This is a genomic window from Dechloromonas sp. HYN0024, from assembly GCF_003441615.1.
GTDB lineage: Bacteria > Pseudomonadota > Gammaproteobacteria > Burkholderiales > Rhodocyclaceae > Azonexus.
Genome location: NZ_CP031842.1, coordinates 91883 through 108662, shown reverse-complemented (window position 1 = coordinate 108662; position 16780 = coordinate 91883). Strand labels below are relative to the sequence as shown.

Sequence of the window (16780 nt, the reverse complement as noted above, 5' to 3'; positions counted from 1 at the left end):
CAGGGAGCGCCGCAACTGGAGCCCACAGCATGACTGTTACCCTACGCACCCTCACCGCCAACGACACCGAAGCCCTGGAGCAGGTTCGCCAGTACTTCCGCAATTACGCGGCCTGGCTTGGTGTCGATCTGTCCTATCAGAACTTCGATCAGGAAATGGCCTCCCTGCCTGGCACCTATGTGGCGCCACAGGGCCGGTTGTTCTTTGCCGAGGTTGATGGCCGCCCGGCCGGCTGCGTCGGCGTCCGGCCGCTCACAGACAGCGATGGCGTGTGCGAAATGAAACGCCTCTACGTCGCCCCCGAAGAGCGTGGCCACGGCGTCGGCGCTGCACTCGCCCTGGCGGCGATCAAGGCAGCCAAGGAGATCGGCTTCCGCAAGCTGATGATCGACACCCTGCCCAACATGCGCATGGCCGTAAAGCTCTACCGCGAGCTGGGCTTCACCGAAGCGCCGAATTACTACCAGACGCCGCTCGAAGGCACGATGTTCCTCGCCCTCGACCTCGAGAACTGGTCGGAAGAGGAAATCCGCAGCGAAAACCTGTCGCACCTGTTTGACTTCAACCGCGCCTGGGCCGGCCAGATGCGGGAAGTTGACCCGACCTATTTCGACAAGCTATCGCAATTGCAGACCCCGGAATTTCTCTGGATCGGCTGCTCCGATTCGCGCGTTCCGGCCAACCAGATCGTCGGCCTGCTGCCGGGCGAGGTATTCGTCCATCGCAACGTCGCCAATGTCGTGGTGCACACTGACCTAAACTGCCTGTCGGTCATCCAGTACGCCGTCGATGTGTTGAAAGTGAAGCACATCATGGTCGTCGGTCACTATGGCTGCGGCGGCGTCGGTGCGGCGCTGCGCCGCGACCGGGTCGGCGTTGTCGATCTCTGGCTGCGCCATGTCCATGACGTGCACAACAAGCATCTCGCCAATGTCGACAGCCTGCCCGAGTCCTTGCGCCATGACCGCCTGTGCGAACTGAACGTGCTCGAACAGGTGGTGAACGTCTGCCACAACCCGGTCGTTCAGGATGCCTGGGCACGCGGTCAGCAACTCACCGTGCACGGCTGGATCTACGGCCTCAAGGATGGCCTGATCCACGACCTCGGCATTACCGTCGACTGCCCGCAGGATTTACCCACCCGTTACGACGCCGCATTGAAAGCGTTGGACGCCTAATCAAGAAGTTCAGGAGAAATCAGCATGAATGACCCGATCGTTATCGTTTCCGCCGCCCGCACCGCCATGGGCGCATTTCAGGGTGGCTTTGCCGGACTGACCGCCGCCAACCTCGGTGCCGTCGCCATCAAGGCCGCAGTCGAGCGTGCCGGCATCGATGCCAACCTGATCGAGGAAGTGCTCATGGGCTGCGTCCTGCAAGCCGGCCAGGGCCAGGCCCCGGCTCGCCAGGCAGCCTTGCAGGCCGGCCTGCCGCTGTCGGCTGGCTGCGCCACCATCCACAAGGTCTGTGGTTCGGCCATGAAGGCAACCATGCTCGGTCACGACGGCATCCTCGCCGGCTCCTACGGCGCGGCGGTCGTCGGCGGCATGGAATCAATGACAAACGCCCCCTACCTGCTGCCCAAGGCACGCGGCGGCTATCGTCTGGGCCACGGCCAGATGATGGACCACATGTTCATGGACGGCCTCGAAGATGCCTACTCCAAGGAAACCCGTGGTCGCCTGATGGGTACTTTCGCCGAGGAATGCGCCAGCAGCTACGGTTTCACGCGTGAAGCACAGGACGAATTCGCCATCCGCTCGACTACCCGCGCCATCGAAGCCAGCAACAACGGCAGCTTCGCCTGGGAAATCGCCCCGACCACCGTCACCGGCCGCAAGGGCGATGTCGTGATCGACAAGGATGAAGGCCCGTTTGCCGTCAATGTCGACAAGATTCCGACCCTCAAGCCGGCCTTCAAGAAGGATGGCACGGTTACCCCGGCCAACTCGTCCTCGATTTCCGACGGCGCCGCCGCCATGGTCCTGATGCGCGCTTCACAAGCCGCCAAGCTCGGCCTCCAGCCGATTGCCCGCATCGTTGGCCACACCACCCATGCAGGCGTCCCCGCCCTGTTCCCCTCGGCCCCGGTCGGCGCCATGCAGAAGCTGTTCGCCAAAACCGGGTGGACGGCCGAATCGGTTGATCTCTACGAAATCAACGAAGCTTTCGCCGTCGTCACCATGGCCTCCCTGCACGACCTCAAGCTCGACCCGGCCAAGGTCAATATCCACGGCGGCGCCTGCGCCCTCGGTCACCCAATCGGCGCCTCCGGCGCCCGCATCATCGTCACCCTGCTCGGCGCCCTCAGAAAGTACGGTCTGAAGCGCGGCGTTGCCAGCCTGTGCATCGGCGGTGGCGAAGCAACGGCCCTGGCCGTGGAAATGCTGTAATTGCCGCAAGCGGCGACTTCACTCACCTATTTCAAGCTGATTGCAGCCATGTTCATGTGGGGCGGCACCTGGATCGCCGGACGCATCATCGCGCAGGAGGTGGCGGCACCGCTCGCCGTCGCCTCCCTGCGCTTTGTGCTGGCCGGGCTGGTCGTCGCCGCCTTTGCCGTAAGCAGCGGTCGTCGCCTGCCATTGCCGGCCGGCCGACAGGAATGGGGTGTGATGGCGGCGCTGGCCTTTACCGGCGTCTTTCTCTACGGCCTGTGCTTTTTCTATGGTCTGCAGCATCTCGCGGCCGGACGCGGCGCCCTGGTTGTCGCCCTTAACCCGGTAATGGTGGCGCTGCTCGCCTGGCTGTTCGGCCAGGAAAAAATGTCGGCCACCAAAGGGCTGGGCATTGCCATCGCCATGGCCGGCTGCCTGACCGTGATTGGCAACGGCGAACCGCTCGCCCTGCTGCAAGGCAGTGTCGGCCTCGGCGAATGGCTGATTCTCGGCTGCGCCCTGAGCTGGGCGTCCTACACCTTCATCGGGCGACGCGTTTCACAAACCCTGCCCGCCCTCGCCGTGACCCTCTATGCCAGCCTGCTCGGCGCCCTTTTCCTCAGCATCGCCGCCGTTTTCCAGGGCGATATTGCACCGGCCGAATGGTCGCTGAAGGTGTGGGCCAGCATGGGCTTTCTCGCCATTTTCGGTACCGCCATGGCCTATACCTGGTTCACCAGCGCAGTGCATCAAATCGGCGTCGCCCGAGCTTCGGTTTTCATCAATCTGGTACCGGTCTTCGCCGTCCTGCAGGCTGCTGTCCTGCTCGACGAGCGCCTCGGCCTGTCGGTTCTGGCGGGTGGCCTGCTGGTCATCGCCGGCGTCTGGTTAACTAGCTATCGCAAGGAAACAACATGATTCTCACGCAAGAACAGGAAATGATCCGCGACACCATGCGCGCCTTCGCGCAGGAACGTCTCGCCCCCTTCGCCGCTGATTGGGACCGCAACCACACCTTCCCGGGCGAAGCCCTCAAGGAATTGGGCGAACTCGGTGCCCTCGGCATGGTCGTTCCCGAAGAATGGGATGGAGCCGGCATGGATTACATGAGCCTCGTCCTCACCCTCGAGGAAATTGCGGCCGGCGATGGTGCCACATCAACCATCGTTTCCGTCCAGAACTCGCTGGCCTGCGGCATCACCATGAAATACGGCACGAACGCGCAAAAGGAAGAATGGCTCAAGCCTCTGGCCCGCGGCGAAAAGCTCGGTTGCTTCTGCCTGACCGAACCACATACCGGCTCCGATGCTGCGGCCATCACCACCCGCGCCGACCGCGATGGTGACCATTTCGTGCTGAATGGCGTCAAACAGTTCATCACCACGGGCAAGCACGCCCAGATGGCCATTGTTTTTGCCGTAACCGACAAGGCCGCCGGCAAGAAGGGGATTTCCTGCTTCCTGATCCCGACGGCGACGCCGGGCTTCATTGTCGGCCGCACCGAAGACAAGATGGGCCAGCATGCCTCCGACACCGTGCAGATCATTCTGGAAAACTGCCGCGTTCCTGCTTCCGCCTTGCTCGGCCAGGAAGGTGAAGGCTACCGGATCGCCCTCTCCAACCTCGAAGCCGGCCGCATCGGCATTGCCGCCCAGAGCATCGGCATGGCCCGCGCCGCGTTTGAAGCAGCCGTGCACTACGCCAAGGAACGCATCACTTTCGGCGTACCCATCATCGATCATCAGGCAGTCAATTTCCGCCTCGCCGACATGAATACCCTGCTCGACGCCGCCCGCCTCATGGTCTGGCGCGCCGCCACGCTCAAGGATGCCGGCAAGCCCTGCCTGAAAGAAGCCTCAATGGCCAAGATGTTCGCCTCCGAAGCGGCCGAGAAGATCGCCTCGGACGCCATCCAGATTCACGGCGGCGTTGGGTACACCAGTGACTTCCCGGTCGAGCGCATCTACCGCGATGTACGCATTTGCCAGATCTACGAAGGCGCCAATGACATCCAGCGGCTGGTGATTGGACGATCGATCGCCGCCGAGTAAAGAAAACCCAGCGGTCGACCAGAACAAAAACACAAATCCGGCGACCGCAACAACGAGGAGACAAAGATGACCGATACCGGCCAAGCCCCGATCGATTTCTGGTTCGATTTTTCCAGCCCCTACGGCTATCTGCTGAGCGAGAAGATCGACGCCCTCGCCGCCCAGTACGGGCGCCGGGTCAAATGGCACCCGATCCTGCTCGGCATCATCTTCCAGGCCACCGGCTCGCGGCCGCCGGCCGACGGGGTGAGCAGCAAGGGCACCTACATGTTCCACGACTTCCACCGCTCGGCCCGATTCATGGGGATTCCCTACAATCCGCCGAGCCGCTTCCCCCTGCCGACGCAGAATGCGGCTCGCGCCTACTACTGGCTGGACGGCCAGGACTGCGCCCTGGCCCGGCAATTTGCCCAGGCCACTTATCGCGCCTTCTTTGTCGACGACCGTGATATTTCCTCACCCGATACCGTCCTCGACATTGCCGGGGCCCTCGGGGTCGATCGGGCCGCCCTTGCCGCCGCCCTGCAAAGCCCGGACATCAAGGCTCGTCTCAAGAGCGAATGCGACCAGGCACTGGCCGCCGGCGTTTTCGGATCGCCGCACGTCATCATCGATGGCGAAGCCTTCTTCGGCGCCGACCGCTTGCCGCAGATCGACCACTGGCTGAAAGCCGGCGGTTTCTGAAACCATGAAAAGAATCTGTGTCTTCTGCGGCTCAAATGCCGGCCACCACCCGGCCTACCGTGCCGAAGCGGAGAAACTCGGCCGACTGCTCGCCGCCCGCCACATTGAACTGGTCTACGGGGCCGGCAACATCGGCCTCATGGGCGCGGTTGCCGATGCCTGCCTGGAAGCCGGCGGCACGGTCATTGGCGTCATCCCGGAGGCGCTGATGGGCAAGGAGGTAGCCGGTCGCGCCGTCGATCACCGGGCGCTGACCCGCATCGAGGTGGTCGATTCGATGCACACCCGCAAGGCGCGCATGGCGGAGTTGTCGGATGGCTTCATCGCCCTCCCCGGCGGCTTCGGCACTTTCGAGGAGTTCTGCGAAATCCTGACCTGGGGCCAGCTCGGCTTCCACGGGAAGCCGATGGGCCTACTCAACGTGCGTGGCTTCTACGACCCGCTGCTTGGCCTCTTCGACCACGCTGTCGGCGAAGGCTTTTTGCGGCCGCAGAACCGCGCCATGGTGCTGACTGATACCGACATAGACAGCCTGCTGGCGCGCATGGCGAACTACCAGCCTGAGCCAGTCAGCAAGTGGCTGAAAGAAGAAAAGCAATTGTGAGGATCGAGAACTGAGCAGCTAGCAAAGCCATCTGCTCCTCGGGAACCAATAACCAGGAAGAGACATGACCCAACTCAAAACCCAGCTCAACCCGCGCTCGGCCGATTTCCAGGCCAACCTGGCGGCCATGCAGACCGTGGTGGCCGATCTTCATGAAAAAGTCGAGAAGATCGCCCTTGGCGGCCCCGAAGCGGCGCGTCAGAAGCACCTCGCCCGCGGCAAGCTGCTGCCCCGCGAGCGCGTCAATGGCCTGCTCGATCCCGGCACCCCCTTCCTCGAGATCGGACAATTCGCGGCGTATGGGATGTATGGTGGCGACGTGCCAGCCGCTTCGGTGATTGCCGGCATTGGCCGGGTCAATGGCGTCGAATGCATGGTCGTTGCCAATGATGCCACCGTGAAGGGCGGCACCTACTACCCGCTGACCGTCAAAAAGCATCTGCGGGCCCAGGAAATCGCCCTCGAAAACCGCCTCCCCTGCGTCTATCTGGTCGACTCCGGCGGTGCCTTCCTGCCCATGCAGGACGAGGTCTTTCCCGACAAGGAACATTTCGGCCGCATCTTCTTCAACCAGGCCAACCTGTCGGCCCAGGGCATTCCGCAGATCGCCGCCGTCATGGGTTCGTGCACGGCCGGCGGCGCCTACGTGCCGGCCATGTGTGACGAGTCGATCATCGTCAAGAACCAGGGCACGATCTTTTTGGGCGGCCCGCCGCTGGTCAAGGCAGCGACCGGCGAAGTGGTCTCGGCTGAAGACCTCGGCGGGGCCGACGTCCATACGCGCATTTCCGGCGTCGTCGATCATCTTGCCGAAAATGACGCACACGCCCTCGCCATCGCCCGGCGCATCGTCAAGGATCTCAACTGGAAGAAGCAGCCGCCGGTCACCCTGACCGTCCCGACCGAGCCGCTTTATGGTGCCGAAGAGTTGTACGGCGTCATCCCGACCGACAGCAAAAAGCCCTTCGACGTGCGCGAAATCATCGCCCGCATTGTCGACGGTTCCGATTTTGACGAGTTCAAGGCTCGCTACGGCACGACCCTGGTCTGCGGCTTTGCGCGGATTTACGGCTACCCGGTCGGTATCGTCGCCAACAATGGCATCCTGTTCAGCGAATCCGCCCTGAAAGGCGCCCACTTCATCGAACTCTGCGCCCAGCGTGGCATTCCGCTCGTCTTTTTGCAGAACATCACCGGCTTCATGGTCGGCCGCAAATACGAAAACGGCGGCATCGCCCGCGATGGTGCCAAGATGGTCACCGCCGTCGCCACCGCCAAGGTGCCAAAATTCACCGTCGTCATCGGCGGCAGCTTCGGTGCCGGCAACTACGGCATGTGCGGTCGCGCCTACAGCCCCCGCTTCCTCTGGATGTGGCCGAATGCCCGAATTTCCGTCATGGGCGGCGAACAGGCTGCCGGCGTACTGGCCACCGTCAAGCGCGACGGCATCGAAGCAGGCGGCAAGACCTGGAGCGCCGAAGAAGAGGCCGCCTTCAAGGCCCCGATCCGCGACCAATACGAAACCCAGGGCCACCCCTACTACGCCAGCGCCCGACTGTGGGACGACGGCATCATCGACCCGGCCGACACCCGCCGCGTTCTTGGCCTCGGCCTGTCGGCCTCGATGAATGCACCTGCCGAAGAAACGAAATTCGGCATTTTCCGGATGTAAAACGATGTATCTGCCCAAACACTTTGCGGAAAACGATATCGGCGTCATGCACGCGCTGATGCGTGCCCATCCACTGGCCACGCTCGTCACACAGGGCCCGGATGGCCTCGATGCCAACCACATTCCCTTGCATCTGGATGCCGCCAGCGGCTCGAATGGCACCCTGCGCGGCCATGTGGCCCGATCCAACCCGCTGATGGCAGATGGCGCGACCAACGCTGCCCCCAGCGGCAACCAGGGTATTCTCGTCATCTTCCAAGGCCCGGAAAGCTACATCAGCCCCTCCGGCTACGCCACCAAGGCCGAGCATGGCAAAGTCGTACCGACCTGGAATTACACCGCCGTCCATGCCTATGGCGAGCTGCGCCTGATCGACGATGCCGATTGGCTTTTGGCACAGTTGCGTACCTTGACCGCCGAGCACGAATCCGGACTGCCCCACCCATGGGCTGTCGATGATGCGCCGGCCGACTACATCAGAAAAATGCTCGGTGCCGTGGTCGGCATCGAAATCCGCATCGAGCGCCTGATCGGCAAATGGAAAGTCAGCCAGAACCAGCCCGCCGTCAATCAGGCCAGCCTGATCGCAGCACTCGATGGCCAGCCCATGGCGGACCTGATCCGCCAACGACAACAGTAATCGGAGCGAGACATGTTTACCTCTCTGGAAATCGAACTCGCCGGCCCGGTCGCCACGATCTGGATGAATCGTCCCGATCTCCACAATGCCTTTGATGAAACCCTCATTACCGAACTGACCGCCGCCTGTTTCGCCCTCGACGATGATCAGGACGTCCGCGTTGCCGTCCTCGCCGGTCGTGGCAAGAGCTTCTCGGCCGGGGCTGATCTCAACTGGATGAAACGCGCCGCCAACAATGGTATTGATGACAACCTCAACGATGCCCGCGCCCTGGCCACCATGCTGCGCACCCTGGCCGAGATGAAAAAGCCGACCATCGCCCGTGTCCAGGGAGCGGCGCTGGGCGGCGGCATGGGACTGGCAGCCGCCTGCGACATTGCCGTGGCCTCGACCAAGGCCGTGTTCGCCACCTCGGAAGTCAAGTTCGGCATTATCCCCTCGGCCATTTCACCTTACGTTCTGCGCGCCATCGGGGCCCGCCAGGCCTACCGCTACTTCCAGTCAGCCGAGCGGATCAGCGCCGAACGCGCCCAAGACATCGGCCTCGTCCATGAAACGGTGGAACCGGAGCAACTCGATGCCAAGGTGCAGGAAATCGTCAGTGCACTCCTGCAGGGCGGCCCGCTTTCGCAGGCTGCCGCCAAGGATCTGATTCGCGCCGTCAGCAACCAGCCGATCAACGACAACCTGGTCGAAGACACCGCCCACCGCATCGCCCACCTGCGCGCCACACCGGAAGCCCGCGAAGGCATTTCTGCCTTCCTCGATAAACGTCAGCCCAACTGGATTGGGGAATAAGCCATGTTCAACAAAATCCTCATTGCAAACCGCGGAGAAATTGCCTGCCGCGTCATCAAGACCGCCCGCCGCATGGGCATCCGTACCGTCGCCGTCTATTCCGAAGCCGATGCCAATGCCCGCCATGTTCGGCTGGCCGATGAAGCCGTCCTGCTCGGCCCGGCCGCCGCCCGCGAGTCCTATTTGGTGGCCGACAAGATCATCGACGCCTGCAAGCGGACCGGCGCACAAGCCGTGCATCCGGGCTATGGTTTTCTTTCCGAGAATGCTGACTTTGCCGATGCCCTGGCGGCCAGCGGGATTGCCTTCATCGGGCCGCCGGCTTCGGCGATTCGGGCGATGGGCTCGAAGTCCGAAGCCAAGAAGCTGATGGGCAAGGCGGCCGTGCCGCTGACCCCCGGCTACCACGGCGATGACCAGACGCCCGCCCTGCTCCATCAGGAAGCGGATGCCATCGGCTACCCGGTCCTGATCAAGGCAGCCGCCGGCGGTGGGGGCAAAGGCATGCGTCTGGTCGAGAAGAGTGAAGACTTTCCCGATGCGCTGGCCTCGTGCAAGCGCGAAGCCGCTTCCAGCTTCGGCAACGAGCATGTGCTGATCGAGAAATACATCACCAAGCCGCGTCACATCGAGATTCAGGTTTTTGCCGACAGTCTCGGCAATTGCGTCTACCTCTTCGAGCGCGACTGTTCAGTCCAGCGCCGCCACCAGAAGGTGCTCGAAGAAGCCCCCGCCCCCGGCATGACCACCGAGCGCCGCCGCCAGATGGGCGAGGCCGCCGTCGCGGCAGCCAAGGCCGTCGGTTACGTTGGGGCCGGCACGGTCGAGTTCATCGCCAACCAGGACGGCTCGTTCTACTTCATGGAAATGAATACCCGCCTGCAGGTCGAGCACCCGGTTACCGAAATGATCACCGGTCAGGATCTGGTCGAATGGCAGTTGCGCGTCGCCGCCGGCCAGCCACTGCCCCTCGCCCAGGAGCAGTTGCAGATTCGCGGCCACGCACTCGAAGCCCGTATCTATGCTGAAGACGCCGACCGGGGCTTCCTGCCGTCGACCGGACGCCTGGTCCGCCTCGCCCCGCCGGCCGATAGCCTCAACGTCCGCGTTGATACCGGGGTCGAGGAAGGTGACGAAATCACCCCCTACTACGACCCGATGATCGCCAAACTGATCGTCTGGGATGAGCACCGCGACGCCGCACTCGCCCGCATGCGCAAAGCGCTGGCCGACTATCAGGTGGCCGGCGTCACGACCAATATCGACTTCCTGTCCCGGCTCGTCGCCTGCCCGGCGTTTGCTGGTGCCGACCTTGATACCGGCCTGATCGAACGGCAGAAGGATTTTCTCTTCCCGGCCAGCCAGGCTGTACCGCGCGACGCCCTGCTGGTGGCTACGGTCGGCGAACTGCTGTGGGAACAACACGCCGCCAAACAGGCCGCCAAGGCGGGTGGCGACCCCTGTTCGCCCTGGCATGCCCGCGATGGCTGGCGAATGAACCTGTCGTCGGCGCGCACCATCAGCTTCCGGGATGGCGAGGCGCTGGTCGATGTTCAAGTCCGTTACGGTGACCAACAATGGGCCATCACCATCGCCAGCGAAACGACGCTGGCGCGTGGCAAGAAGCTCGACGGTGACCGTTTTGCCGTCGAACTGAATGACCGGCGCCTGATGGCCAGCGTCGTCGCCGTGGCCGATAAAAGAAGCCTTTTTCTCAATGGAAGCACGTACTCACTCCTGCGCGATGACCCGTTGCACCGCGTTGATGCCGGCGATAGTCACGGCGGCGGCCTGACCGCCCCGATGCCCGGCAAGGTCGTCGCACTGCTCGCCCAACCCGGCCAGAAGGTCGACAAGGGCACACCGCTGCTCATCCTCGAGGCCATGAAAATGGAGCACACCATTACCGCCCCGGCTGCCGGCACGGTCAGAAATTTCTGTTACGCAGCCGGCGAGCAGGTGTCGGATGGGGCGGCCCTGGTCGAATTCGAGGGCGAAGCGTGATCAACCCATCGGCTCGATCCGGCTGGCTGGAAATTTATTCAGCCAAGGCGATACGTCACCGATCGCCGCCCACCGGGGAATGAATATTTTGATCAAGGTCGGCTATCTGGCCATTGCTCTCGGACTGTGCGCCCTGCTCCTGTTTCAGTGGCTTGGTTCTGCCATTGACGAGCACGGATATCTCAAAGAACCCTTTGCGTTAGTGCCAGTTGGCACCTCGTTGTTGATGGGCGGAATACTGGCCGTGGCGATTGGCTTATTCAAGCGACGGCTCCGGTATTCCTCTGCCGATTGATCCCCTCCATAGATCAGGAGTCCCTATGTCAAATCCTATCCTTCTCGGTAAGCGCGTACTGATCACCCACGCCGACATGTTCATGGGTCCGGTACTGTGCGAAGCATTTGCCCGACACGGTGCGACGGTGATCGCCAATAGCGATTCACTGATGGACCCCGAGGCGCCCGCCGCCATCGTCGCCCAGGCTGGACGAGTCGATGTGCTGGTCGCCAATCTGGCCATCCCGGCACCGACCACGACGGCCACCGAGGCCTCCGACGAGGAATGGCACGACACCTTCGCGGCGCTGGTTGATCCTTTGCCTCGCCTGTTTCGTGCCGTCCTGCCGGCCATGATCGAACGACAGGCCGGGAAGATCCTGGTCATGGGCAGCGCGTCCGCCCTGCGCGGCATCAAGCGCACCTCTACCTACAGCGCAGCACGGGGTGCGCAGCTGGCCTACGTCCAGTCGGTCGGCGTCGAGGTCGCCCCGTACAATGTGCAGATCAATGCCATTGCCCAGAACTTCGTCGACAATCCCACCTACTTCCCCGCCGAGGTTCAGGCCAACCCCCGCTTTCAGGAGCGTCTCAAGCGCGAGGTGCCGCTGGGCAGGCTGGTTGGTGCGAATGAAGATGCCGACTTCGCAGCGTATCTATGCAGCGAATCAGCCAACTGCTTTGTTGGCCAGGTCTTTCCTGTTTGCGGTGGCTGGGTGCCCCGCTGATCCGCCTTGCCCTCCTCTACAACCCTACTGTCGAGCCTTAAGCCATGCCCCTTCCTAGCCACGTAAAAATCGTTGAAGTCGGTCCGCGCGATGGCCTGCAGAACGAAGCCCAAGTCGTCCCGACAGTGATCAAGATCGAGCTCATTGAGCGGCTCGCCGACGCCGGCCTCCGCGTTGTCGAATCTACTTCGTTCGTGTCGCCCAAGTGGGTGCCGCAAATGGGCGACAACAGCGCCGTGCTGCGTGGTATCAAACGGCACCCGGCGACCGTTTACCCTGTTTTGACGCCAAATCTGCAGGGGTTTGACGCGGCGATTGAAGCCGGAGCGACCGAAGTAGCGATTTTTGGTGCCGCTTCCGAGAGTTTTTCCCGAAAAAACATCAATTGCACGATTTCTGAGAGCCTGAAGCGCTTCGAACCGGTCGTTTCCGCCGCTTCGGCACTTGAAATTCCGGTGCGCGGCTACGTTTCCTGCGTTGTCGGCTGTCCCTATGAAGGCGCAATTGATCCCAACAAAGCCGCCGAAGTCGCCAAAACCCTGTTCGACATGGGCTGCTACGAAGTCTCCCTCGGTGACACCATCGGCGTCGGCAACCCGGCCTCCGTGATGAAACTCATCGAGGCCTGTACCAGGCACCTGCCCATCGAAAAACTGGCCGGGCATTATCACGACACCTACGGCATGGCCATCGCCAACATCTATGCTTCGTTACAGATGGGCATGGCCATTTTCGACAGCTCGATTGCCGGCCTCGGCGGCTGTCCCTATGCCAAAGGCGCTTCCGGCAACGTGGCGACCGAGGATGTTGTGTATCTATTGCAAGGTCTGGGCATTGAAACCGGCATCGATCTGGCTAAACTGGCAGATGTCGGCGGCTGGATTTCCAGTGCCATCAACCGCCCGAACGGCGCCAAGGCCGGCCGGGCCATTTGCAGCAGGACGTAGTGAGCCTTTTTTCGACCGTCACCGATTTTCTCAAGCCCGCTCCACCCCTCGACCGAGCCCTGCGCCAGGCCCTCGACCAGGTGGCCGAGATGGTCGACCCGGTGCTCAGGGTTGCCCCCGGCTTCGAGAAACATCTGAGCGGACCAGTCGCCCATGCCCTGGGCTATTGCGAAGGACTGGTCGGCGCCCTACCCGGCCCGATCGACATCAACCGCCGGGCGTTTGCCAATGATCCGCTGGTCCATGCGCTGTTCGCCACAGCTGCCGACATTGACCAGATGCTCGGCCGCAGTCAGGCCGTACGCGACTTTCTGGCCGAGCCTTGCAGCTGGGATAACGAGTATTTCTACGCCATGTTTGCGGCACGCCGCCAGCAGAAAAGACAGCTCGGCATGGCACAACGGGGCGATGTGATCAGCAACGACGTCCCCCAGCTCGTCCTCTATTTTTCCGGCCAGACCCTGATCGAGCCGAGTTGCGCCCTCGACATCACCTTGCACGGCCTGCGCAGCAAGGCACTGGAAAGCCTGCTCCATACCTTTCGCAACCATCTCCGCGCCTTGCGTGACGAGCGGGAAGGGCTGCGCGCCGACGTGTCAGCCGAGCGCGCCCACGTTGCAGTCCTGCGCGGCACATCCGGCGGACATGAGCGCGAGGTCGGGACCCGCCGTCTGGCCGAGCTTGACGCAAAACTCCGGCAGGCCGCCGAATCGCTGATGCCGGAACATCTGGTCGAGGCGCTCGCCGATTACCTTAACGCCCCCGAAGCCGCCCTGCACCTGACGCCTGTCAGCATTACGGTTGACCGCCAGGGGATCGTCACCGACGTGGGCAGCGAGGACGTCAACAGCCATACCCTCAACTTTCCCGAACTCACCGCCCGCGACCGCCGTCTGCATCTCGCCATGCTGGCCCGCATCAGTCGCGACGAAGCCCGCGAAGCAGTAGCCATGGTGCGCGACCAGCAGCACCGTTTCATGTTGATCTGAATGACACCCTCACCCTGCACCAATATCTGCAAGATGGACGCAAGCCTGGGCTTGTGCCAGGGCTGCTTTCGTACCCTTGACGAAATCACTGCCTGGTCGCGTCTCGACGATCCAACCCGCCTCCACATCCTGGCCGAAATAGCCAGACGCCGCCTGACACATGCCCCGCAGATCGGGGATTCAGGCTCCACCGGCAAGCAAAATGACTGACCAGTACGAAACCATTTACCCCTGCGTCGGCATTTGCATGGCCGACCCCGACTCTGGCTACTGCCTGGGCTGCGGCCGGCCGCCGCTGGACGAACCGGGCATCGTCGCCGAACTCGCCGTGCCGACCACAGCGCCGCCGGCCAGACGGGACGGCACACCGGAACAACCCGAATGACCATCCGGCTGCCGGACAGCCTGCTTGTTCTCGAACGCGGCTGGCTATCGGCCAACAACATCCTCTGTATTGAAGGTGACCAAGCCACACTGGTCGATAGCGGCTATGTCACCCACGCCGAACAGACCGTCGGGCTGGTCCATCACGCCCTCGACGGCCGCCAGCTCAAACGGCTGATCAACACCCACGCGCATTCCGACCATATCGGTGGCAACGCCGCGCTGAAGGCCGCCTTCAATTGCGAAATCATTGTCCCGGCCGGCCTCAGCGCAACCATTGCCGAGTGGGACAAGGACGCGCTGCTACTCTCGCCCCTCGGTCAGCAAGGCGCCCGCTTTCAACACGACGGCCTGATCGACGCCGAAGCCCACTTTGAAATGGGCGGACTGAACTGGCAGGCACTGGCCGTTCCCGGCCACGACATGGATGCCCTGGCCTATTACAACCCGGAAAAGCGCATCCTCATTTCCGGTGATGCGCTGTGGGAAAACGGCTTCGGCGTCATCTTTCCCGAACTGCTCGGTCAGGCTGATGGACTGGCCAGTACGCGGGCCACCCTCGACATGCTTTCCCGCCTCTCCATCGACATCGTCATTCCCGGCCACGGCAAAGCGTTTTCTAACGTCGACACGGCCTTTGAGCGGGCCTTCCGGCGCCTCGCCAACTTCCAGAACAACATCGAACAACTGGCCTGGCATGCCATCAAGGTCATTACCACCTTCGCGATGATGGAAAGGCAGCAAATGCGTCACGCCGACTTTCCGGATTTCGTCCTCTCGCTGCCTTTCGCCATCGACGTCAACCGCCGATTTCTCAACCTTTCTCCCGAGCGCCTGGTCGCCGGTCTGGAACGCGAACTATTGCTGGTCAATGCGCTCAGGCTGGAGGACGACATGATCACCGCCGGATAATCTGACTGGCTGGCAAAATTGCCCAGCCGTATAATTGAACTCTAATTAAAAAGAGGGGTTTGGCAATGAGCTTCCGTAACCGCCTTCTGCTCGGCATGGCCTTGATCATGGCCGCCTTCATCACCGCCGTAGTCGTCGCCAATAGTGGCCTGCGCAGCACCTCGGCCCGCTTTGGCAGTTTCCTCGATGGCATCGGCGCCCTCCAGCACGGTTATCAGGACATGTATAGCCAGGGCCTGCAAATGGGTCAGGCACTGCGCAACTGTGTTCTCGACCCGACCAACCCCAAGGCCTACGAAAACCTGGAAAAGGCGCGCAAGGATTTCAGCGCGGCGCGCAACAGTGCAACCCAGGCCGCTTCCTCGGTCGACGGATTCACCAGTTCACTGGCCCGCCTTGGCCCGCTCGCCCAGGCGCAGGCCGACGCTCAGGGCGAGGTGCTGGCGGCACTCAAGGCGGGTCATCTCGACGAAGCCAAGGCACTGGTCAACAGTAAGGAAACACCCGCATGGCGAAGCTTGAAGAAGGCACTGCTCGACGATCTCGAGGTCATCGACAAAGCGACCAATACGCAGCGTCAGGAAGTGGCCAGCAAGGCCGAGCAGATCCAGAACATCGCCCTCGTGCTCTCGGCCCTGGCCATCATTGTCGGTATCGCCAGCGTCGTCACCATGCTGGCCTATGTCCGCCGCGAGTTGGGCGGGGAGCCGGGCTATGCCCGCCAGGTCGCCAATGCCGTGGCAACCGGCGACCTGACCCAGCCAATCACACTCGCCCATGGCGACCGGGACAGCCTGCTGGCCGGACTCGCCGCCATGCAGGCCCAGCTTCGTGAACTGGTTGGCTCCCTCGCCGGCCATGCCCGCGATGTCGCACAGACGGCCGTCCAGATGGCCACGGCCACGAGTCATGTGGCGAACGGCAACGATCAGCAGCTGGCCGTGGCGCGGAGCATGGTGAGCAATGGTCAAAGTATTTTTGCCAGCCTTCAGGAGGTCATGGGGGCCGTCAAGGAGGCTGAGACAATCGCCCACAATTCAAGTGAGATTTCAGGCAGCGGCGCAGCACTGGCGGGCAAGGCAGCCGAAGAAACGAAATCCATGGCCGCTTCGGTGCAGGTGACGGCCCAGCATATTCGCGAACTGAATACCCTTTCCACCCAGATCAATTCAATTCTCGGCGTCATTTCCGACATCGCCGGCCAGACCAATCTGCTGGCGCTCAATGCCGCCATTGAGGCCGCCCGGGCTGGCGAGCAGGGACGCGGCTTCGCTGTCGTCGCCGACGAGGTACGCAAACTTGCCGAGCGCACCTCGAAGTCCACGGCTGAAATTTCCGCCATGGTCGAAAGTATCCACGCCGGCACTTCACGTGCTGCACAGGCGATGGAAGCCGGCATCCACCAGGTTGATGAGAGTGTTCAGCTCTCCAATCAGGCGCGCGAAGCCTTCGACCGAATGAACGGCAGTTCGCTCGAAGTCAGGGAAGTCGTTGCCCGCATCACCGAGTCGATCAGTCTCGAGTACAAGAACGAGAGCGAGATGCAGACGCATATCGAACAGGCGCGCAAACTGATCGAGGATGGTGCCCGTGCCATGCAGGGCGTAGTCGCCTCGGCCGAGCGCCTGAAAACGATGTCCGACGCACTGTCCCAGCAAGTTTCGCGGTTTACGCTGTAGCCCGGCGGGGGCAAGAAGCCCCCGCGGATTTCCT

General features: G+C 62.5%; 18 protein-coding genes. All 18 read left to right on the top strand.

Translation table 11 applies throughout. The annotated features are described in order from the left end of the window. Nucleotides 1–29 precede the first annotated feature (29 nt). On the top strand, nucleotides 30–1178 hold the full coding sequence (gene can / locus HYN24_RS00520; protein ID WP_117607462.1) for a carbonate dehydratase: 1149 nt from the start codon (nucleotides 30–32) through the stop codon (nucleotides 1176–1178). Nucleotides 1179–1202: 24 nt separating this feature from the next. Then, nucleotides 1203–2393 (top strand): acetyl-CoA C-acyltransferase, encoded by a 1191-nt coding sequence (locus tag HYN24_RS00515; RefSeq protein ID WP_117607461.1) that lies wholly within the window; start codon nucleotides 1203–1205, stop codon nucleotides 2391–2393. Next, entirely contained in the window at nucleotides 2394–3296 is a 903-nt protein-coding gene (locus tag HYN24_RS00510; RefSeq protein WP_117607460.1) for a DMT family transporter, read from the top strand. Further along, nucleotides 3293–4429 carry an acyl-CoA dehydrogenase family protein gene (locus HYN24_RS00505; protein WP_117607459.1) on the top strand — a complete coding sequence of 379 codons (1137 nt, stop codon included), beginning with the start codon at nucleotides 3293–3295 and terminating at the stop codon, nucleotides 4427–4429. Before HYN24_RS00510 ends, HYN24_RS00505 begins: the two co-directional genes overlap by 4 nt. Nucleotides 4430–4495: 66 nt before the next feature. Continuing rightward, entirely contained in the window at nucleotides 4496–5113 is a 618-nt protein-coding gene (locus HYN24_RS00500; protein WP_117607458.1) for a 2-hydroxychromene-2-carboxylate isomerase, read from the top strand. 4 nt (nucleotides 5114–5117) lie between these two features. Next, nucleotides 5118–5717: a TIGR00730 family Rossman fold protein gene (locus tag HYN24_RS00495; RefSeq protein ID WP_117607457.1), complete on the top strand. Its 600-nt coding sequence runs from the start codon at nucleotides 5118–5120 to the stop codon at nucleotides 5715–5717. Nucleotides 5718–5781: 64 nt separating this feature from the next. Then, a complete protein-coding gene (locus HYN24_RS00490) occupies nucleotides 5782–7389 on the top strand; it encodes a carboxyl transferase domain-containing protein (protein WP_117607456.1) in 1608 nt (535 codons plus the stop codon). A 4-nt stretch (nucleotides 7390–7393) separates the two neighbouring features. Continuing rightward, a complete protein-coding gene (locus HYN24_RS00485) occupies nucleotides 7394–8029 on the top strand; it encodes an FMN-binding negative transcriptional regulator (protein WP_117607455.1) in 636 nt (211 codons plus the stop codon). A gap of 12 nt (nucleotides 8030–8041) precedes the next feature. After that, complete coding sequence (locus HYN24_RS00480; protein ID WP_117607454.1) at nucleotides 8042–8827, top strand: enoyl-CoA hydratase/isomerase family protein; 786 nt, start codon at nucleotides 8042–8044, stop codon at nucleotides 8825–8827. A 3-nt stretch (nucleotides 8828–8830) separates the two neighbouring features. Then, the gene (locus HYN24_RS00475) at nucleotides 8831–10831 is read left to right on the top strand and encodes an acetyl/propionyl/methylcrotonyl-CoA carboxylase subunit alpha (RefSeq protein ID WP_117607453.1); all 2001 of its coding nucleotides are present in this window, start codon (nucleotides 8831–8833) and stop codon (nucleotides 10829–10831) included. Beyond that, on the top strand, nucleotides 10794–11126 hold the full coding sequence (locus tag HYN24_RS00470; protein ID WP_117607452.1) for a DUF3955 domain-containing protein: 333 nt from the start codon (nucleotides 10794–10796) through the stop codon (nucleotides 11124–11126). Before HYN24_RS00475 ends, HYN24_RS00470 begins: the two co-directional genes overlap by 38 nt. 25 nt (nucleotides 11127–11151) lie before the next feature. Continuing rightward, complete coding sequence (locus tag HYN24_RS00465; RefSeq protein ID WP_117607451.1) at nucleotides 11152–11835, top strand: SDR family oxidoreductase; 684 nt, start codon at nucleotides 11152–11154, stop codon at nucleotides 11833–11835. Between the two features lie 44 nt (nucleotides 11836–11879). Continuing rightward, nucleotides 11880–12782 (top strand): hydroxymethylglutaryl-CoA lyase, encoded by a 903-nt coding sequence (locus HYN24_RS00460; RefSeq protein WP_117607450.1) that lies wholly within the window; start codon nucleotides 11880–11882, stop codon nucleotides 12780–12782. Continuing rightward, nucleotides 12782–13771, top strand: coding sequence for a hypothetical protein (locus HYN24_RS00455; RefSeq protein ID WP_117607449.1), 990 nt, complete (start codon nucleotides 12782–12784; stop codon nucleotides 13769–13771). Before HYN24_RS00460 ends, HYN24_RS00455 begins: the two co-directional genes overlap by 1 nt. Then, entirely contained in the window at nucleotides 13772–13981 is a 210-nt protein-coding gene (locus HYN24_RS00450; protein WP_117607448.1) for a DUF1289 domain-containing protein, read from the top strand. It begins immediately after the preceding gene. Continuing rightward, the gene (locus HYN24_RS00445) at nucleotides 13974–14156 is read left to right on the top strand and encodes a DUF1289 domain-containing protein (protein ID WP_162888555.1); all 183 of its coding nucleotides are present in this window, start codon (nucleotides 13974–13976) and stop codon (nucleotides 14154–14156) included. Before HYN24_RS00450 ends, HYN24_RS00445 begins: the two co-directional genes overlap by 8 nt. Continuing rightward, a complete protein-coding gene (locus tag HYN24_RS00440; protein ID WP_117607446.1) occupies nucleotides 14153–15067 on the top strand; it encodes an MBL fold metallo-hydrolase in 915 nt (304 codons plus the stop codon). Before HYN24_RS00445 ends, HYN24_RS00440 begins: the two co-directional genes overlap by 4 nt. 65 nt (nucleotides 15068–15132) lie before the next feature. After that, nucleotides 15133–16746 carry a methyl-accepting chemotaxis protein gene (locus tag HYN24_RS00435; RefSeq protein ID WP_117607445.1) on the top strand — a complete coding sequence of 538 codons (1614 nt, stop codon included), beginning with the start codon at nucleotides 15133–15135 and terminating at the stop codon, nucleotides 16744–16746. Nucleotides 16747–16780 lie beyond the last annotated feature (34 nt).